11 protein-coding genes are annotated in these 13,938 nt (G+C 60.3%); 8 read left to right on the top strand and 3 right to left on the bottom strand.

Going from position 1 to position 13,938, the window contains the following annotated elements:
- Positions 1 to 409 precede the first annotated feature (409 nt).
- The 6 genes from fadB to FX984_RS22580 all read left to right on the top strand — a co-directional run bounded on the left by fadB (position 410) and on the right by FX984_RS22580 (position 7,952).
- Entirely contained in the window at positions 410 to 2,557 is a 2,148-nt protein-coding gene (gene fadB / locus FX984_RS22605; protein WP_027604242.1) for a fatty acid oxidation complex subunit alpha FadB, read from the top strand.
- 29 nt (positions 2,558 to 2,586) lie between these two features.
- The gene (gene fadA / locus FX984_RS22600) at positions 2,587 to 3,762 is read left to right on the top strand and encodes an acetyl-CoA C-acyltransferase FadA (RefSeq protein ID WP_026136849.1); all 1,176 of its coding nucleotides are present in this window, start codon (positions 2,587 to 2,589) and stop codon (positions 3,760 to 3,762) included.
- A 97-nt stretch (positions 3,763 to 3,859) separates the two neighbouring features.
- Positions 3,860 to 4,096 carry a DUF1653 domain-containing protein gene (locus FX984_RS22595; RefSeq protein WP_027604241.1) on the top strand — a complete coding sequence of 79 codons (237 nt, stop codon included), beginning with the start codon at positions 3,860 to 3,862 and terminating at the stop codon, positions 4,094 to 4,096.
- Positions 4,097 to 4,210: 114 nt separating this feature from the next.
- Entirely contained in the window at positions 4,211 to 6,832 is a 2,622-nt protein-coding gene (gene topA / locus FX984_RS22590; protein ID WP_027604240.1) for a type I DNA topoisomerase, read from the top strand.
- Positions 6,833 to 7,078: 246 nt separating this feature from the next.
- The gene (locus FX984_RS22585) at positions 7,079 to 7,600 is read left to right on the top strand and encodes a DUF6586 family protein (protein ID WP_027604239.1); all 522 of its coding nucleotides are present in this window, start codon (positions 7,079 to 7,081) and stop codon (positions 7,598 to 7,600) included.
- A 118-nt stretch (positions 7,601 to 7,718) separates the two neighbouring features.
- The gene (locus tag FX984_RS22580; protein ID WP_010212068.1) at positions 7,719 to 7,952 is read left to right on the top strand and encodes a hypothetical protein; all 234 of its coding nucleotides are present in this window, start codon (positions 7,719 to 7,721) and stop codon (positions 7,950 to 7,952) included.
- A gap of 83 nt (positions 7,953 to 8,035) precedes the next feature.
- Here FX984_RS22580 and sulA read toward each other — a convergent pair whose 3' ends face one another.
- Together sulA and lexA are read right to left on the bottom strand one after the other, a co-directional pair.
- Complete coding sequence (sulA, locus tag FX984_RS22575; RefSeq protein ID WP_092358973.1) at positions 8,036 to 8,509, bottom strand: SOS-induced cell division inhibitor SulA; 474 nt, start codon at positions 8,507 to 8,509, stop codon at positions 8,036 to 8,038.
- A gap of 10 nt (positions 8,510 to 8,519) precedes the next feature.
- A complete protein-coding gene (lexA, locus tag FX984_RS22570) occupies positions 8,520 to 9,128 on the bottom strand; it encodes a transcriptional repressor LexA (RefSeq protein WP_003172575.1) in 609 nt (202 codons plus the stop codon).
- 263 nt (positions 9,129 to 9,391) lie between these two features.
- Here lexA and FX984_RS22565 point away from each other — a divergent pair, with 263 nt between their 5' ends.
- Together FX984_RS22565 and nagZ are read left to right on the top strand one after the other, a co-directional pair.
- Positions 9,392 to 10,099 (top strand): TetR/AcrR family transcriptional regulator, encoded by a 708-nt coding sequence (locus tag FX984_RS22565; RefSeq protein ID WP_027604237.1) that lies wholly within the window; start codon positions 9,392 to 9,394, stop codon positions 10,097 to 10,099.
- A 136-nt stretch (positions 10,100 to 10,235) separates the two neighbouring features.
- The gene (gene nagZ, locus FX984_RS22560; protein WP_146475772.1) at positions 10,236 to 11,243 is read left to right on the top strand and encodes a beta-N-acetylhexosaminidase; all 1,008 of its coding nucleotides are present in this window, start codon (positions 10,236 to 10,238) and stop codon (positions 11,241 to 11,243) included.
- Here nagZ and FX984_RS22555 read toward each other — a convergent pair.
- Positions 11,240 to 13,933, bottom strand: coding sequence for a DEAD/DEAH box helicase (locus FX984_RS22555; protein WP_098480188.1), 2,694 nt, complete (start codon positions 13,931 to 13,933; stop codon positions 11,240 to 11,242). The two genes, nagZ and FX984_RS22555, sit on opposite strands and share 4 nt — an antisense overlap.
- Between the last annotated feature and the right edge of the window lie 5 nt (positions 13,934 to 13,938).

Here is a 13,938-nt window from a genome sequence, read left to right as displayed (position 1 = left end):
CCCGCGTAGGATGTTCATCCAGGCGCGTTACGGTTGTCGCTAGCCTAGCGGCATATCCGGTTCTGTACAGCGGTTTTCCCTATCTTTTTCATTATTGATTTCGCGAATAGTCGGATATTGACGAATCGCGGGCCTGGCCCCGGGGTTCTGAAATGACTGGAAAGTCGCGTTTTTCCTAGCCTTTCGAGCGATTGACAATTGCTCGGAATTGGATGAAGGTGGCGTACCCAAATCAAACGGGCGTATGAATTGAGCGTTTGTCTGTCAGACCGCTCATACAGAAACCCGACTATCGCATTGGCGGGTGTGCCTGGCGGATTGGCCTGAGCATTGACGAAATTATCAATGTCCAAGCATAGGCCAGCGTCCAATGTGTACTGTTCAGCTTCCATATCGTGGAGATCAGTTGATGATTTACGAAGGTAAAGCCATCACGGTTAAGGCTCTTGAAAGTGGCATCGTCGAACTGAAGTTCGACCTCAAGGGTGAGTCCGTCAACAAGTTCAACCGTCTAACCCTGAACGAACTGCGTCAGGCCGTAGACACCATCAAGGCTGATGCATCGATCAAAGGCGTGATCGTCTCCAGCGGCAAGGACGTGTTTATCGTCGGCGCTGACATCACCGAATTCGTCGACAACTTCAAGCTGCCCGATGCCGAGCTGGTGGCTGGCAACCTCGAAGCCAACAAGATTTTCAGCGATTTCGAAGACCTCAACGTACCCACCGTTGCCGCGATCAATGGCATCGCGCTGGGCGGCGGCCTGGAAATGTGCCTGGCGGCGGACTTCCGCGTCATGGCGGCCACCGCCAAGATCGGCCTGCCCGAAGTCAAGCTGGGCATCTACCCAGGCTTCGGCGGCACCGTGCGCCTGCCGCGCATCATTGGTGCCGACAACGCCATCGAGTGGATTGCCGCCGGCAAGGAAAACCGTGCCGAAGACGCACTGAAAGTCGGTGCCGTCGACGCCGTGGTGGCTGCGGACAAGCTGGCTGAAGCCGCGTTGAACCTGATCAAGGGCGCCATCAGCGGCGAATTTGACTACAAGGCCAAGCGTCAGCCGAAGCTGGAAAAACTCAAGCTCAACGCCATCGAACAAATGATGTCGTTCGAAACCGCCAAGGGTTTCGTGGCTGGCCAGGCTGGCCCGAACTACCCGGCGCCGGTTGAAGCGATCAAGACCATCCAGAAGGCCGCGAACTTCGGTCGCGACAAAGCCCTGGAAGTGGAAGCGGCAGGTTTCGTCAAACTGGCCAAGACCTCGGCGGCCCAGAGCCTGATCGGCCTGTTCCTGAACGACCAGGAACTGAAGAAAAAGGCCAAGGCCTACGACGAAATCGCCAAGGACGTGAAACAGGCTGCCGTGCTCGGCGCCGGTATCATGGGCGGCGGTATCGCCTATCAGTCGGCGTCCAAAGGCACGCCGATCCTGATGAAGGACATCAACGAGCACGGTATCGAACAGGGCCTGGCCGAAGCCGCCAAGCTGCTGGTCGGCCGCGTTGATAAAGGTCGCATGACGGCTGCGAAGATGGCTGAAGTGCTTAACGGCATTCGTCCTACGCTGTCCTACGGCGATTTCGGCCATGTCGACCTGGTGGTCGAAGCGGTTGTCGAGAATCCGAAGGTCAAGCAGGCGGTACTGGCTGAAGTTGAAGGCCACGTCAAAGACGACACCATCCTGGCGTCTAACACCTCGACCATTTCCATTTCGCTGCTGGCCAAGGCCCTCAAGCGTCCGGAAAACTTCGTCGGCATGCACTTCTTCAACCCGGTACACATGATGCCGCTGGTGGAAGTGATCCGTGGCGAGAAGTCCAGCGAGCTGGCGATTGCCACCACCGTTGCCTACGCCAAGAAAATGGGCAAGAACCCGATCGTGGTCAACGACTGCCCGGGCTTCCTGGTCAACCGCGTGCTGTTCCCGTACTTCGGCGGTTTCGCCAAGCTGGTGAGTGCCGGTGTGGACTTCGTGCGCATCGACAAGGTCATGGAAAAATTCGGCTGGCCAATGGGCCCGGCGTACCTGATGGACGTGGTCGGCATCGACACCGGCCACCACGGTCGTGACGTGATGGCTGAAGGCTTCCCGGACCGCATGAAAGACGACCGCCGCTCGGCGATCGACGCGCTCTACGAGGCCAAGCGCCTGGGCCAGAAGAACGGCAAAGGCTTCTACGCCTACGAGGCGGACAAGAAGGGCAAGCAGAAGAAAGTGGCCGACCCGTCGGTGCACGAAGTGCTGGCTCCGGTCATCTACGAGCAGCGTGAGGTGTCCGACGAGGACATCATCAACTGGATGATGATCGCCCTGTGCCTGGAAACCGTGCGTTGCCTGGAAGACGGCATCGTTGAAACCGCCGCCGAAGCCGATATGGGCCTGGTGTACGGTATTGGCTTCCCTCCATTCCGTGGTGGTGCGCTGCGTTACATCGATTCGATCGGTGTGGCCGAGTTCGTTGCCCTGGCTGATCAATACGCTGATCTGGGCCCGCTGTACCACCCGACCGCGAAGCTGCGTGAGATGGCCAAGAACGGCCAGCGCTTCTTCGGTTAAGTGCCCAGACGACTAGAGCGAGAATATTTATGAGCTTGAATCCAAGAGACGTCGTGATTGTCGACTTCGGTCGTACGCCGATGGGCCGCTCCAAGGGCGGCATGCACCGCAACACCCGCGCTGAAGACATGTCGGCGCACCTGATCAGCAAACTGCTGGAACGTAACGTCAAGGTCGACCCGAACGAAGTCGAAGACGTGATCTGGGGCTGCGTCAACCAGACCCTGGAGCAGGGCTGGAACATTGCGCGCATGGCGTCGTTGATGACGCAGATCCCGCACACGGCAGCCGGCCAGACCGTCAGCCGCCTGTGTGGCTCGTCCATGAGTGCGCTGCACACCGCCGCCCAGGCGATCATGACCGGCAACGGTGATGTGTTCGTGGTCGGTGGCGTGGAGCACATGGGCCACGTCAGCATGATGCACGGCGTCGATCCCAACCCGCACATGTCGCTGTACGCGGCAAAAGCCTCGGGCATGATGGGCCTGACCGCGGAAATGCTCGGCAAGATGCACGGCATTACTCGTGAAGCCCAGGACGCGTTCGGCGTGCGTTCCCACCAGCTCGCCCACAAGGCGACCGTGGAAGGCAAGTTCAAGGATGAAATCATCCCGATGAACGGTTACGACGAGAACGGCTTCCTCAAACTGTTCGACTACGACGAAACCATTCGTCCGGATACCACCCTGGAAAGCCTGGCGGCCCTCAAGCCTGCCTTCAATCCAAAGGGCGGCACCGTGACGGCGGGTACTTCGTCGCAAATCACCGACGGTGCCTCGTGCATGATCGTAATGTCGGCGCAGCGTGCCCAGGACCTCGGCATCCAGCCGCTGGCGGTGATTCGCTCGATGGCGGTGGCGGGTGTGGACCCGGCAATCATGGGCTATGGTCCAGTACCGGCGACACAAAAAGCCTTGAAGCGCGCGGGCCTGACCATCTCCGATATCGACTTCTTCGAGCTCAACGAAGCTTTCGCTGCACAGGCCCTGCCGGTGCTGAAAGATTTGAAAGTGCTCGACAAGATGAACGAGAAGGTTAACCTGCACGGCGGTGCGATTGCCCTGGGCCACCCATTCGGTTGCTCCGGTGCGCGTATTTCCGGCACTTTGCTTAACGTGATGAAGCAAAATGGCGGTAACCTTGGGGTTGCAACCATGTGCATTGGTCTCGGCCAAGGCATCTCCACCGTCTTCGAACGCGTCTAAGCGTTGAGTCGACGGAAGCCGGGGCCCAGTGCCCCGGTTTTTGTTTTTTGGAATTTTTAATATTTTTTTTCAACAAATTTTGTAAGGGGGCCAGAGCATGAAAGTCGAACCAGGGCTCTACCAACATTATAAAGGTCCGCAGTACCGCGTTTTCAGCGTGGCACGGCATTCCGAGACCGAAGAAGAAGTGGTGTTCTACCAAGCACTGTATGGCGATTACGGCTTTTGGGTGCGCCCCTTGAGCATGTTCCTGGAGACCGTCGAAGTTGACGGCGAGCAGGTCCCGCGCTTTGCTTTGGTCCAGGTCGAACCCAGTCTTTTTTCAGGGCAATAACGGCAGGTCGCGCAGAATGCTGCGCTTGACCTCACCTTGTTGCCACTATATATAGCGTTGCCGCGTCAGGCGCCAACTGCCTTTCACTTCTCGAATTCAGGAATTTTCCGATCCATGGGCAAATCGCTGGTCATTGTGGAATCCCCGGCTAAGGCCAAGACCATCAACAAGTACTTGGGCAACGAGTACGTGGTGAAGTCGAGTATCGGCCATATCCGAGACCTGCCCACCAGCGGTTCGGCTAGCGCCAGCAAGGAGCCTGCCGCCAAGCGCGGCAAGGCGGCTGCGGGCGAAGGCCCGGTGCTCACGCCTAAAGAGAAAGCGCGCAAGCAGCTGGTCTCGCGCATGGGTGTGGACCCGGATCATGGCTGGAAGGCCAAGTACGAAATCCTTCCGGGCAAGGAAAAGGTCATCGAAGAGCTGCGCCGGCTCGCCAAGGATGCCGACACCATCTATCTCGCAACGGACTTGGACCGCGAAGGGGAAGCCATTGCCTGGCACCTGCGGGAAGCCATCGGCGGTGATGACAGCCGCTACAAGCGTGTGGTGTTCAACGAAATCACCAAGAAAGCCATCCAGGAAGCCTTCTCCAAGCCGGGCGAGCTGGACATCGATCGCGTCAACGCCCAGCAGGCCCGTCGTTTCCTCGACCGCGTCGTGGGCTACATGGTCTCGCCGCTGCTGTGGGCCAAGATCGCCCGTGGCCTATCCGCCGGCCGTGTGCAATCGGTAGCGGTCAAGCTGGTGGTGGAGCGCGAACGTGAGATCCGTGCGTTCAACCCCGAGGAATACTGGGAAGTCCACGCCGACCTGGGCACCGCCAAGGGCGCCAACGTGCGCTTCGAAGTGGCCCGTGAGAAAGGCGAGGCGTTCAAGCCGCTGAACGAAGCCCAGGCCATGGCCGCGCTGGAGAAGCTCAAGGCCTCCAGCTACAGCATCGTCAAGCGTGAAGACAAACCGACCAGCAGCAAGCCGTCGGCGCCGTTCATCACCTCCACCCTGCAACAGGCCGCGAGCAACCGCCTGGGCTTCGGGGTGAAGAAAACCATGATGATGGCCCAGCGTCTGTACGAAGCCGGCTACATCACTTATATGCGTACCGACTCCACCAACCTGTCGCAAGACGCGGTGGCGATGGCGCGTACCTATATTGAAAGCGAATTCGGCAAGAAGTACCTGCCGGAAAAACCGAACGTCTACAGCAGCAAAGAAGGCGCCCAGGAGGCTCACGAAGCGATTCGTCCTTCCGATGCCAACACCGAGCCAAGCAAGCTGAGTGGCATGGAGCGCGACGCTGAGCGCCTCTACGAGCTGATCTGGCGCCAGTTCCTGGCTTGCCAGATGCTGCCGGCGCAATACCTGTCCACTACCGTCAGTGTGGGCGCCGGGGACTTCGAGCTGCGCGCCAAGGGCCGTATCCTCAAGTTCGACGGCTACACCCGGGTGATGCCGCAGATCGCCAAGCCTGGCGATGACGATGTGCTGCCGGACATGGCCCAGGGCGACACGTTGAAGCTGATCAAGCTCGACCCGTCCCAGCACTTCACCAAGCCGCCGGCGCGTTATTCGGAAGCCAGCCTGGTGAAAGAGATGGAGAAGCGCGGTATCGGTCGTCCGTCGACCTACGCGGCGATCATCTCCACCATCCAGGACCGTGGCTACGTCGCGCTGCACAACCGTCGTTTCTATTCGGAAAAGATGGGCGATATCGTTACCGAGCGCCTGTCCGAGAGCTTCTCCAACCTGATGGACTACGGCTTTACCGCCGGTATGGAAGAGAACCTCGATGACGTGGCCCAGGGCGAGCGCGACTGGAAAAACGTGCTCGACGAGTTCTACGGCGACTTCAAGAAAAAACTCGAAGTGGCCGAAAGCCCCGAGAGCGGCATGCGTGCCAACCAGCCGGTGATGACCGACATCCCGTGCCTGACCTGTGGCCGTCCGATGCAGATTCGTACCGCATCCACCGGCGTGTTCCTCGGTTGCTCGGGCTACAGCCTGCCGCCGAAAGAACGCTGCAAGGCCACCGTCAACCTGGTGCCGGGCGATGAAATCGCCGCCGACGACGAGGGTGAATCCGAGTCGCTGGTACTGCGTGGCAAGCACCGCTGCCCGATCTGCAGTACGGCGATGGACGCCTACCTGCTGGACGAGAAGCACAAGCTGCACATCTGCGGTAACAACCCGGATTGCGACGGCTACGAGATCGAAGAGGGCAGCTACCGCATCAAGGGCTATGAAGGCCCGAGCCTGGAATGCGATAAGTGCGGCAGCGAGATGCAGCTCAAAACCGGCCGCTTCGGCAAGTTTTTCGGGTGCACCAACCCGACCTGCAAAAACACGCGCAAACTGCTGAAAAGCGGTGACGCGGCGCCGCCGAAGATGGACCCGGTGAAGATGCCGGAACTCAAGTGCGAGAAGGTCAACGACACCTACATCCTGCGTGATGGCGCCTCGGGCCTGTTCCTGGCGGCCAGCCAGTTCCCGAAAAACCGCGAGACCCGAGCGCCGTTGGTGCTGGAGATCGTGCCGCACAAGGACGAGATCGATCCGAAGTACCACTTCCTGTGTGAAGCGCCGAAGAAGGACCCGGATGGTCGCCCAGCCGTGATCCGCTACAGCCGCAAGACCAAGGAGCAGTACGTGCAGACCGAAGTGGACGGCAAGCCTACCGGCTGGAAAGCGTTCTACGACGGTGGCAAGTGGAAGGTCGAGGACAAGCGCCAGGGCGCTTGACCCGTCGGATGCGCTGAAGATCCAATGTGGGAGGGGGCTTGCCCCCGATAGCGGTATATCAGTCGACATGTGTATGACTGATGCTTCGCTATCGGGGCAAGCCCCCTCCCACATTTGGATCTGTTTGGATCTGAAAGTCGAGTTTTGACCCGCATAAGCAGCGGTTTATTGCACTTGCAGTAGGCTCGGCTGATCCGTGACACTGTTCAGCCAGCATCACGCTTATTCGTTGTGGAGATTGCCGTTATGGCCAACGAGCTCTATACCCGTACCAATCAGAAAATTTATTTTGCGGGTTTGTCCCTGGAAGCCCTTGGCCGTGCCGAGGAGGGGAAGGAGATGAACGCGATCGCGCTGGTCCAGGCCGGGCGTGAAGCCGCGTTGTTCCACCTGTATGGTGCGTTACTGGGCTTGTGTCATGAAATCGCCGGGTTCTACCGCTTGCCCCAGGCCGGTTCGCCCCGTGCGGAAATGATCATGAATCGTGAGGTGCTGGAAAGCATGGCGATCCCTGAGCTGGCCGAGTTGGTGGAAATGGCGCAGAGCCCTGACAGCTGGGTCGCGCGTCTGCTTAAGGCCCATGCTGATATGTTTCAGCCACCCCGTGTTCCCCATGTGCCCAAGGGCGATGTGACCCAGCCCTTGATCGTGGCGGTAGCGCTGGAAGAGGAAGAGCCCGAGCCACTGAGTCGCGAAGAGTTGGAAGGCTGGCGTCAGGCGCTGAAAAAGATGGCATTGCGCTTTCGTGAAGGTTTGAACGAGTGCTGAACGTTGGTCGGATTCACATGGCACCGTTCATCAAGCCGTAAAGAAACCTCTTCAGATCCTCAGCGAGGCCGGGCGGATGACTGATATAATCCCGGCCTTTCGTGGAGAACAGACTTTTATGCCGACGTCCTTTCTGGAAATTGTTGAGTTGCCTGACGGCCGAATCGAGCTGCGCCGGGCCGAGGACGAAGGTTCTCTGGTTATCCTGGATTTTTCCGAGGACGCCAAGGTGTTCCTGCAGGGCCAGCACGTGGAAGTGGCAAAAGCCATGTTGAGCGTTGGTGTGCAGATGGCCGGTCGCCTGGCAGAAGGCGAGCCCGAGAAAGAAGACGGCCCGCGCGTTCTTCACTGAGTGTGGCAAGTGGGTTCGCTGTTGTGGCAAGCCCGCTCACCACAACAGGCCCCCTCCACAGGGATAGCCTGCGGCACACAGAATTAACCCAATCGAATATTCAAGCTCTGTGCATCGCCGGTACGCGCTGCGCTGATCAGCTGTCCCTTGGCAGTGGCATTCAGCGGGTTGAGCCAGCTCACCACGGTGTGGCTACGGCCCAGGCGCAAGGCTTCACAGGTTAACTGCTGAGCACTTTGCGCACCGCGGGGTTGCAGCAACAGGATGCGCTCGCGATTAAGGCCGGCATCCCGCAGCCAGGCCTGGGTCAGGCTGGCGGGCGGGGCGATCAGCGTCAACCAGCGTGCATCCTGTTCCTCGCTCAGTTCACGAAGGATCGGCGCCAGCAGGCTCAGGCAGCTCCCGGCCGCACCGCGCAACGACAGTTCACTGAACGCCTCAGGTTCGGCGCTCCAGGGCGCCTCGACCGTTTCCTTGAGGATGGGCGCAAGGGGTTGGGCCATAAAGGCCTCGAACAGCGACAGTTGTGTGTGTTGGGGGGTGTGCACGAGCTGCATGATGCCTCCTTTAGCGGCGAATGACGCCGACGCTCAGGCCTTCGATCACCAGGTCCTGATCTTTCAGGTTCACTTCAATCGGGGCGAACTCAGGGTTCTCGGCCAGGAGCCAGACCTTGCTGCCTTCGCGCTTGAAGCGTTTGACGGTGACTTCATCGCCGATACGGGCGACGACGATCTGGCCATTACGGGCTTCGCGGGTAGTGTGGACGGCCAGCAGGTCGCCATCGAAGATCCCTACGTCCTTCATGCTCATGCCGTGCACCCGTAACAGGTAGTCGGCGCGAGGGTGGAAGAAGGTCGGGTTGATGTTGCAGGATTCCTCGACGTGCTGCTGCGCCAGGATGGGCGCACCGGCGGCGACACGACCGATGATCGGCAGTGTCGATTCGTCGGCCTTGGCTTCGAAGCCAGGGATGCGAATACCCCGTGAAGCACCGGGGGTCATCTCGATCGCGCCTTTGCGAGCGAGGGCCTTGAGGTGTTCTTCGGCGGCGTTGGGGGACTTGAACCCCAGTTCCAGCGCAATTTCCGCTCGTGTCGGCGGGTAGCCGTTGTCATCGAGGCAGCGCTTGATAAAAGCCAGAATCTCAGCTTGGCGTGGCGTCAGTTTTAGCATGTTGATCGCTCTGTCTTTTTATACAGTGACTGGGATTATATACAGTGGACTGCACTTGGCAATCATCCTTTTCTGCGCCTCCGCTGGACGGTCATTCGTCAAGTGTCCTACAAGGCAGAGATAGCGCTGCCTACAGACCTGGGAGTATGTGATTAAATAGCGATGAAATAGATGACTGCCCGGCCGGAAAGCGAACTTGCAGGCTTGACAAGACACACCCTGAAACGTATGTTTCAAACAAGTGTTTGTCAGGCGGAGTATCCATGGCCCAGTCGGAAACCGTTGAACGCATTCTCGATGCTGCCGAGCAATTGTTCGCGGAAAAAGGATTTGCTGAAACTTCATTGCGGCTGATCACCAGCAAAGCCGGGGTCAACCTCGCCGCAGTGAACTACCATTTCGGCTCGAAAAAGGCCCTGATCCAGGCGGTATTCTCGCGCTTCCTGGGTCCGTTCTGTGCCAGCCTCGACCGTGAACTCGAGCGCCGCCAGGCCAAGGCCGACCACAAGCCGACCCTGGAAGACCTGCTGGAAATGCTCGTGGAGCAGGCGCTGGTGGTTCAGCCACGCAGCGGCAATGACCTGTCGATCTTCATGCGCCTGTTGGGCCTGGCATTCAGCCAGAGCCAGGGCCACTTGCGCCGTTACCTGGAAGACATGTACGGCAAGGTATTCCGCCGCTATATGTTGCTGGTCAACGAAGCCGCCCCGCGTATTCCGCCTATCGAACTGTTCTGGCGCGTGCACTTCATGCTCGGTGCGGCCGCATTCAGCATGTCCGGGATCAAGGCGTTGCGTGCGATTGCCGAGACCGATTTCGGCGTGAACACTTCTATTGAGCAGGTCATGCGCCTGATGGTGCCATTCCTTGCCGCCGGTATGCGCGCTGAAACCGGCGTGACCGACTCGGCCATGGCTGCCGCCCAATTGCGCCCGCGCAGCAAATCCACGCCAGCTGCCGCCAAGGTTTGACCGCTCCGGGTGTGCGCGGCCGCTTGCATCCGCTAAGCTAGCTGCCCATGCCGAATTCAGCTATTTACTCGCAACCTGTTGTCCTCACTGCGCCTGGTGGGGTCAACGGGTTGTGTGCGTTATTTAAGGAAGGTTTATGACTGCTGCCCTGCAAGGTTCTTTGATGGTCGACGTGGCCGGTACTTGGCTGACGGCCGAGGATCGCCACCTGTTGCGCCAGCCTGAAGTCGGTGGCCTGATCATTTTTGCGCGCAATATCGAGCACCCGCGGCAGGTGCGGGAATTGAGCGCGGCGATTCGTGCCGTGCGCCCGGACCTGCTGCTGGCGGTCGACCAGGAAGGCGGTCGCGTACAGCGCCTGCGCCAGGGCTTTGTGCGCCTGCCGGCCATGCGCGCGTTGGCGGACAACCCCAGCGCCGAGTACCTGGCCGAGCAGTGCGGCTGGATCATGGCCACTGAAGTACTGGCGGTCGGTCTCGACCTGAGCTTCGCCCCGGTACTGGACCTGGACTACCAGCGCAGCGCCGTGGTCGGCACCCGTTCCTTCGAGGGCGATCCCGAGCGCGCCGCCGTGCTCGCCGGTGCCTTTATCCGAGGCATGAACAGCGCCGGCATGGCCGCCACCGGTAAACACTTCCCGGGCCATGGCTGGGCCGAGGCTGATTCCCACGTCGCGATTCCCAATGATGAACGCAGCCTGGAACAGATTCGCGCCAATGACCTGGTGCCTTTCGCACGCCTGAGCAAGCAGTTGGCGGCAGTGATGCCGGCGCATGTTATCTACCCGCAGGTGGATGCGCAGCCTGCCGGTTTCTCACGCCGCTGGTTGCAGGACATCCTGCGCGGCGAGTTGCAGTTCGATGGGGTGATTTTCAGCGATGACCTGTCGATGGCCGGTGCCCATGTGGTCGGCGACGCGGCCAGTCGGATCGAGGCGGCGTTGACCGCCGGTTGCGACATGGGGCTGGTGTGCAACGATCGTGCGGCGGCTGAGCTGGCGCTGAGTGCGGCGCAGCGCATGAAGGTCACGCCGTCGGCCCGCATCGCGCGTATGCGTGGGCAGGCGATTGCTTCGACTGACTACAAGCAGGATCCGCGCTGGCTCACCGCACTGGGCGCTTTGCGGGATGCACAGCTGATCTAGCGCTTTTCCTGCTTATTGGGCAACGGCGCAAACAACGCCTCGATATCGTCGTTGCCCAACTGCCAATCCCCCGTCGTACGCCCATCCAGCACACCCGCTGCCAGGTCGGATTTTTCCTTCTGCAGGTGCTGGATTTTCTCCTCCACCGTGCCCCGCGCAATCATCTTATAGACGAACACCGGCTTCTCCTGGCCGATGCGGTATGCACGGTCGGTGGCCTGGTTCTCGGTGGCCGGGTTCCACCAAGGGTCGTAGTGAATCACGGTGTCGGCTTCGGTCAGGTTCAGGCCCACGCCACCGGCCTTCAGGCTGATCAGGAAAATCTGCAACTTGCCGCTCTGGAAATCCTTCACCGGTGTGCGCCGGTCGCGGGTCTGGCCCGTCAACAGGGCGTAAGCGACACCGCGCTTTTTCAGCTCCACTTCGATCAGGCTCAACATCGAGGTGAACTGGGAAAACAACAGGATCCGGCGACCTTCCTCAAACAGCTCTTCGAGCATTTCCATCAGGCTGTCGAGCTTGCCCGAGCTGCTGCCGCGGGTGGGCAGGGTCGCGTCGTTGACCAGGCGCAGGTCGCAGCACACCTGGCGTAGCTTCAGCAGTGCTTCAAGGATGATGATCTGGCTGCGCGCCACGCCTTTGCGGGTGATTTCGTCGCGGACCTTTTTATCCATGGCCAGGCGCATGGTTTCGTACACATCACGCTGAGCCTCATTGAGATCGACCCAGTGAATGATTTCGGTCTTGGGCGGCAGCTCCGTGGCCACCTGCTCCTTGGTGCGGCGCAGCAGGAAGGGTTTGATACGGCCGTTGAGGTGCTGCAATCGCATCTCACTGGCGCGCTTTTCGATGGGAACGCGGTAGTCGCGGTTGAAGCTCTTGACGTCGCCCAGCCAGCCCGGCAGCAGGAAGTGGAACAGCGACCACAACTCGCCCAGGTGGTTTTCCAGCGGTGTACCGCTCAGGCACAGGCGCTGCCGGGCATTCAGCTCGCGCGCGGCCTGGGCAGCCTTACTGGAAGGGTTCTTGATGTACTGGGCTTCATCGAGGATCAGCACATGCAAGGGCAGGGCGGCCAGGTGCTCGATGTCCTTGGGTAGCAGGGCGTAGGTGGTCAACAGCAGGTCGTAGTCTTGCAGGCTGGCGAAGTGTTTTTTGCGCGTGGCCCCGTACAGCGCCAGCACCTTGAGTTGCGGGGTGAAGTGCGCCGCTTCGTCGAGCCAGTTGGGGATCAGGCTGGTGGGCATCACCACCATGCACGGCCGGTCCAGGCGCCCGGCGATCTTTTCACTGAGGATATGCGCCAGGGTCTGCAGGGTTTTGCCCAGGCCCATGTCATCCGCAAGTATGCCGCCCACCTCCAGTTGGCGCAGCGACTGCATCCAGCTCAACCCTTCCAGTTGATAAGGTCGCAAGGTCGCGTTCAGGCCTTCGGGCGCCACGCAGGTGAAGTCCTTGATGTCCCGCAGGCGCTGGGCAAAGTTGCGGATCTTCTCGCCGCCCTCCCATTGCAGGGGCAGGTCTTCCAGCGGGTTGAGGCGAATAGCATCGGCCTTGGCCAGGCGCAGCGCGGTGGTGCCGGGCTCCTGCAGGTAAAACTCGCCGAGGGTGGCCAGTACCGGTTTCAGGCGGCCGTAGGGCAGGGCCACTTGCAGCGGGCCGTGGCCGCCATTGGGCAGGCCGGGAATATTCACCAGGATCAGCTCGTCATCCCGGCGTCGCGCGAGTTTTTCCGGGTTGAGGATCTCGGTGTGGGAGCGCATCAGGTTGAGCAGGATCGGTAGCAGGCTCAGGCGCTCACCGTTGACGATAATCCCCAGTTCCAGGTCGAACCAGTCGCGCTCGGGGCCTTCATCGACGGTGGCGTACCAGTCGTCGACGGCGCTCAGGTCAAACCCGAAGTCATCATCGATCTGCAGTTCCCAGCCCTCGGCCCGCAGGGTCGGCGAGGCATTGAGGGTGAAGTTCAGCCAGGCGCTGTCATTGACCATCTCGAACAGCTCGCCGGCGCTTTCCGGCAAGGCCTTGCTCTGGCGCGTGGCGATCTTGAAACCGAGCAGGCGCAGTTGTTCGCGATAGGGCTGCTCCAGCTCGGGATGGCGCTTGATGCGCAGGCTCTGGGTTTCCTGGCGCACGATGATGTCGGCGTTCTTCTGCCCGCTGACATAGTTGCCCAGGTAGTTGAACGACAACGCCGCACGGTGCTGGATATAGCGTTGCATCTTGCCGTTGCGCGGCTCAAATGCGCTGAACTCGACGCTGGCCAGCCACAGGCGCGGCACGGGCACCACATCCTCCATCACCACCTGCGGCAACACCACGCGGTTATCCAGCACGGCCTGGAGTTTTTCCAGCAACTCGGCATCCTGGGCCGCCGCCGGGTAGGCCAGGGTTTCCTGGACCTTGAGCAGCACCGCCGCGATGTGTTTGCAGTTGGTGTGCACCGGGCAGGTACAGCGGCTGTCCACCAGGATCAGCGCGCCCTTGGCAGATTCGCGCAATGAGATGGTCTGCCGGTAAACGTTGCCCCCCGAGCCTTCGCAACTGGCGATGATGGTGCTGTCGCCGGACTCGACGATGCGCACACGGTTTTCCAGGGCATAGCGCCGCCCGCGCTCCAGGCTTTGTTCTTTGAAGCGATTGGCCCATGAAGGGGCCAGGGGTTTGGTCAACGGCGACGTCAGGGGCATGGCGC

Origin of the sequence: Pseudomonas marginalis, from assembly GCF_008692035.1 — a bacterium.
Lineage (GTDB): Bacteria > Pseudomonadota > Gammaproteobacteria > Pseudomonadales > Pseudomonadaceae > Aquipseudomonas > Aquipseudomonas marginalis.
Note: the sequence above shows the minus strand (reverse complement) of the source record. Positions and strands in the feature narration are given on the sequence as shown.

Coding starts and splice junctions, on each gene's coding strand:
- fadB (WP_027604242.1), top strand. CDS start 410: ATGATTTACGAAGGTAAAGCCATCACGGTTAAGGCTCTTGAAAGTGGC.
- fadA (WP_026136849.1), top strand. CDS start 2,587: ATGAGCTTGAATCCAAGAGACGTCGTGATTGTCGACTTCGGTCGTACG.
- FX984_RS22595 (WP_027604241.1), top strand. CDS start 3,860: ATGAAAGTCGAACCAGGGCTCTACCAACATTATAAAGGTCCGCAGTAC.
- topA (WP_027604240.1), top strand. CDS start 4,211: ATGGGCAAATCGCTGGTCATTGTGGAATCCCCGGCTAAGGCCAAGACC.
- FX984_RS22585 (WP_027604239.1), top strand. CDS start 7,079: ATGGCCAACGAGCTCTATACCCGTACCAATCAGAAAATTTATTTTGCG.
- FX984_RS22580 (WP_010212068.1), top strand. CDS start 7,719: ATGCCGACGTCCTTTCTGGAAATTGTTGAGTTGCCTGACGGCCGAATC.
- sulA (WP_092358973.1), bottom strand. CDS start 8,509: ATGCAGCTCGTGCACACCCCCCAACACACACAACTGTCGCTGTTCGAG.
- lexA (WP_003172575.1), bottom strand. CDS start 9,128: ATGCTAAAACTGACGCCACGCCAAGCTGAGATTCTGGCTTTTATCAAG.
- FX984_RS22565 (WP_027604237.1), top strand. CDS start 9,392: ATGGCCCAGTCGGAAACCGTTGAACGCATTCTCGATGCTGCCGAGCAA.
- nagZ (WP_146475772.1), top strand. CDS start 10,236: ATGACTGCTGCCCTGCAAGGTTCTTTGATGGTCGACGTGGCCGGTACT.
- FX984_RS22555 (WP_098480188.1), bottom strand. CDS start 13,933: ATGCCCCTGACGTCGCCGTTGACCAAACCCCTGGCCCCTTCATGGGCC.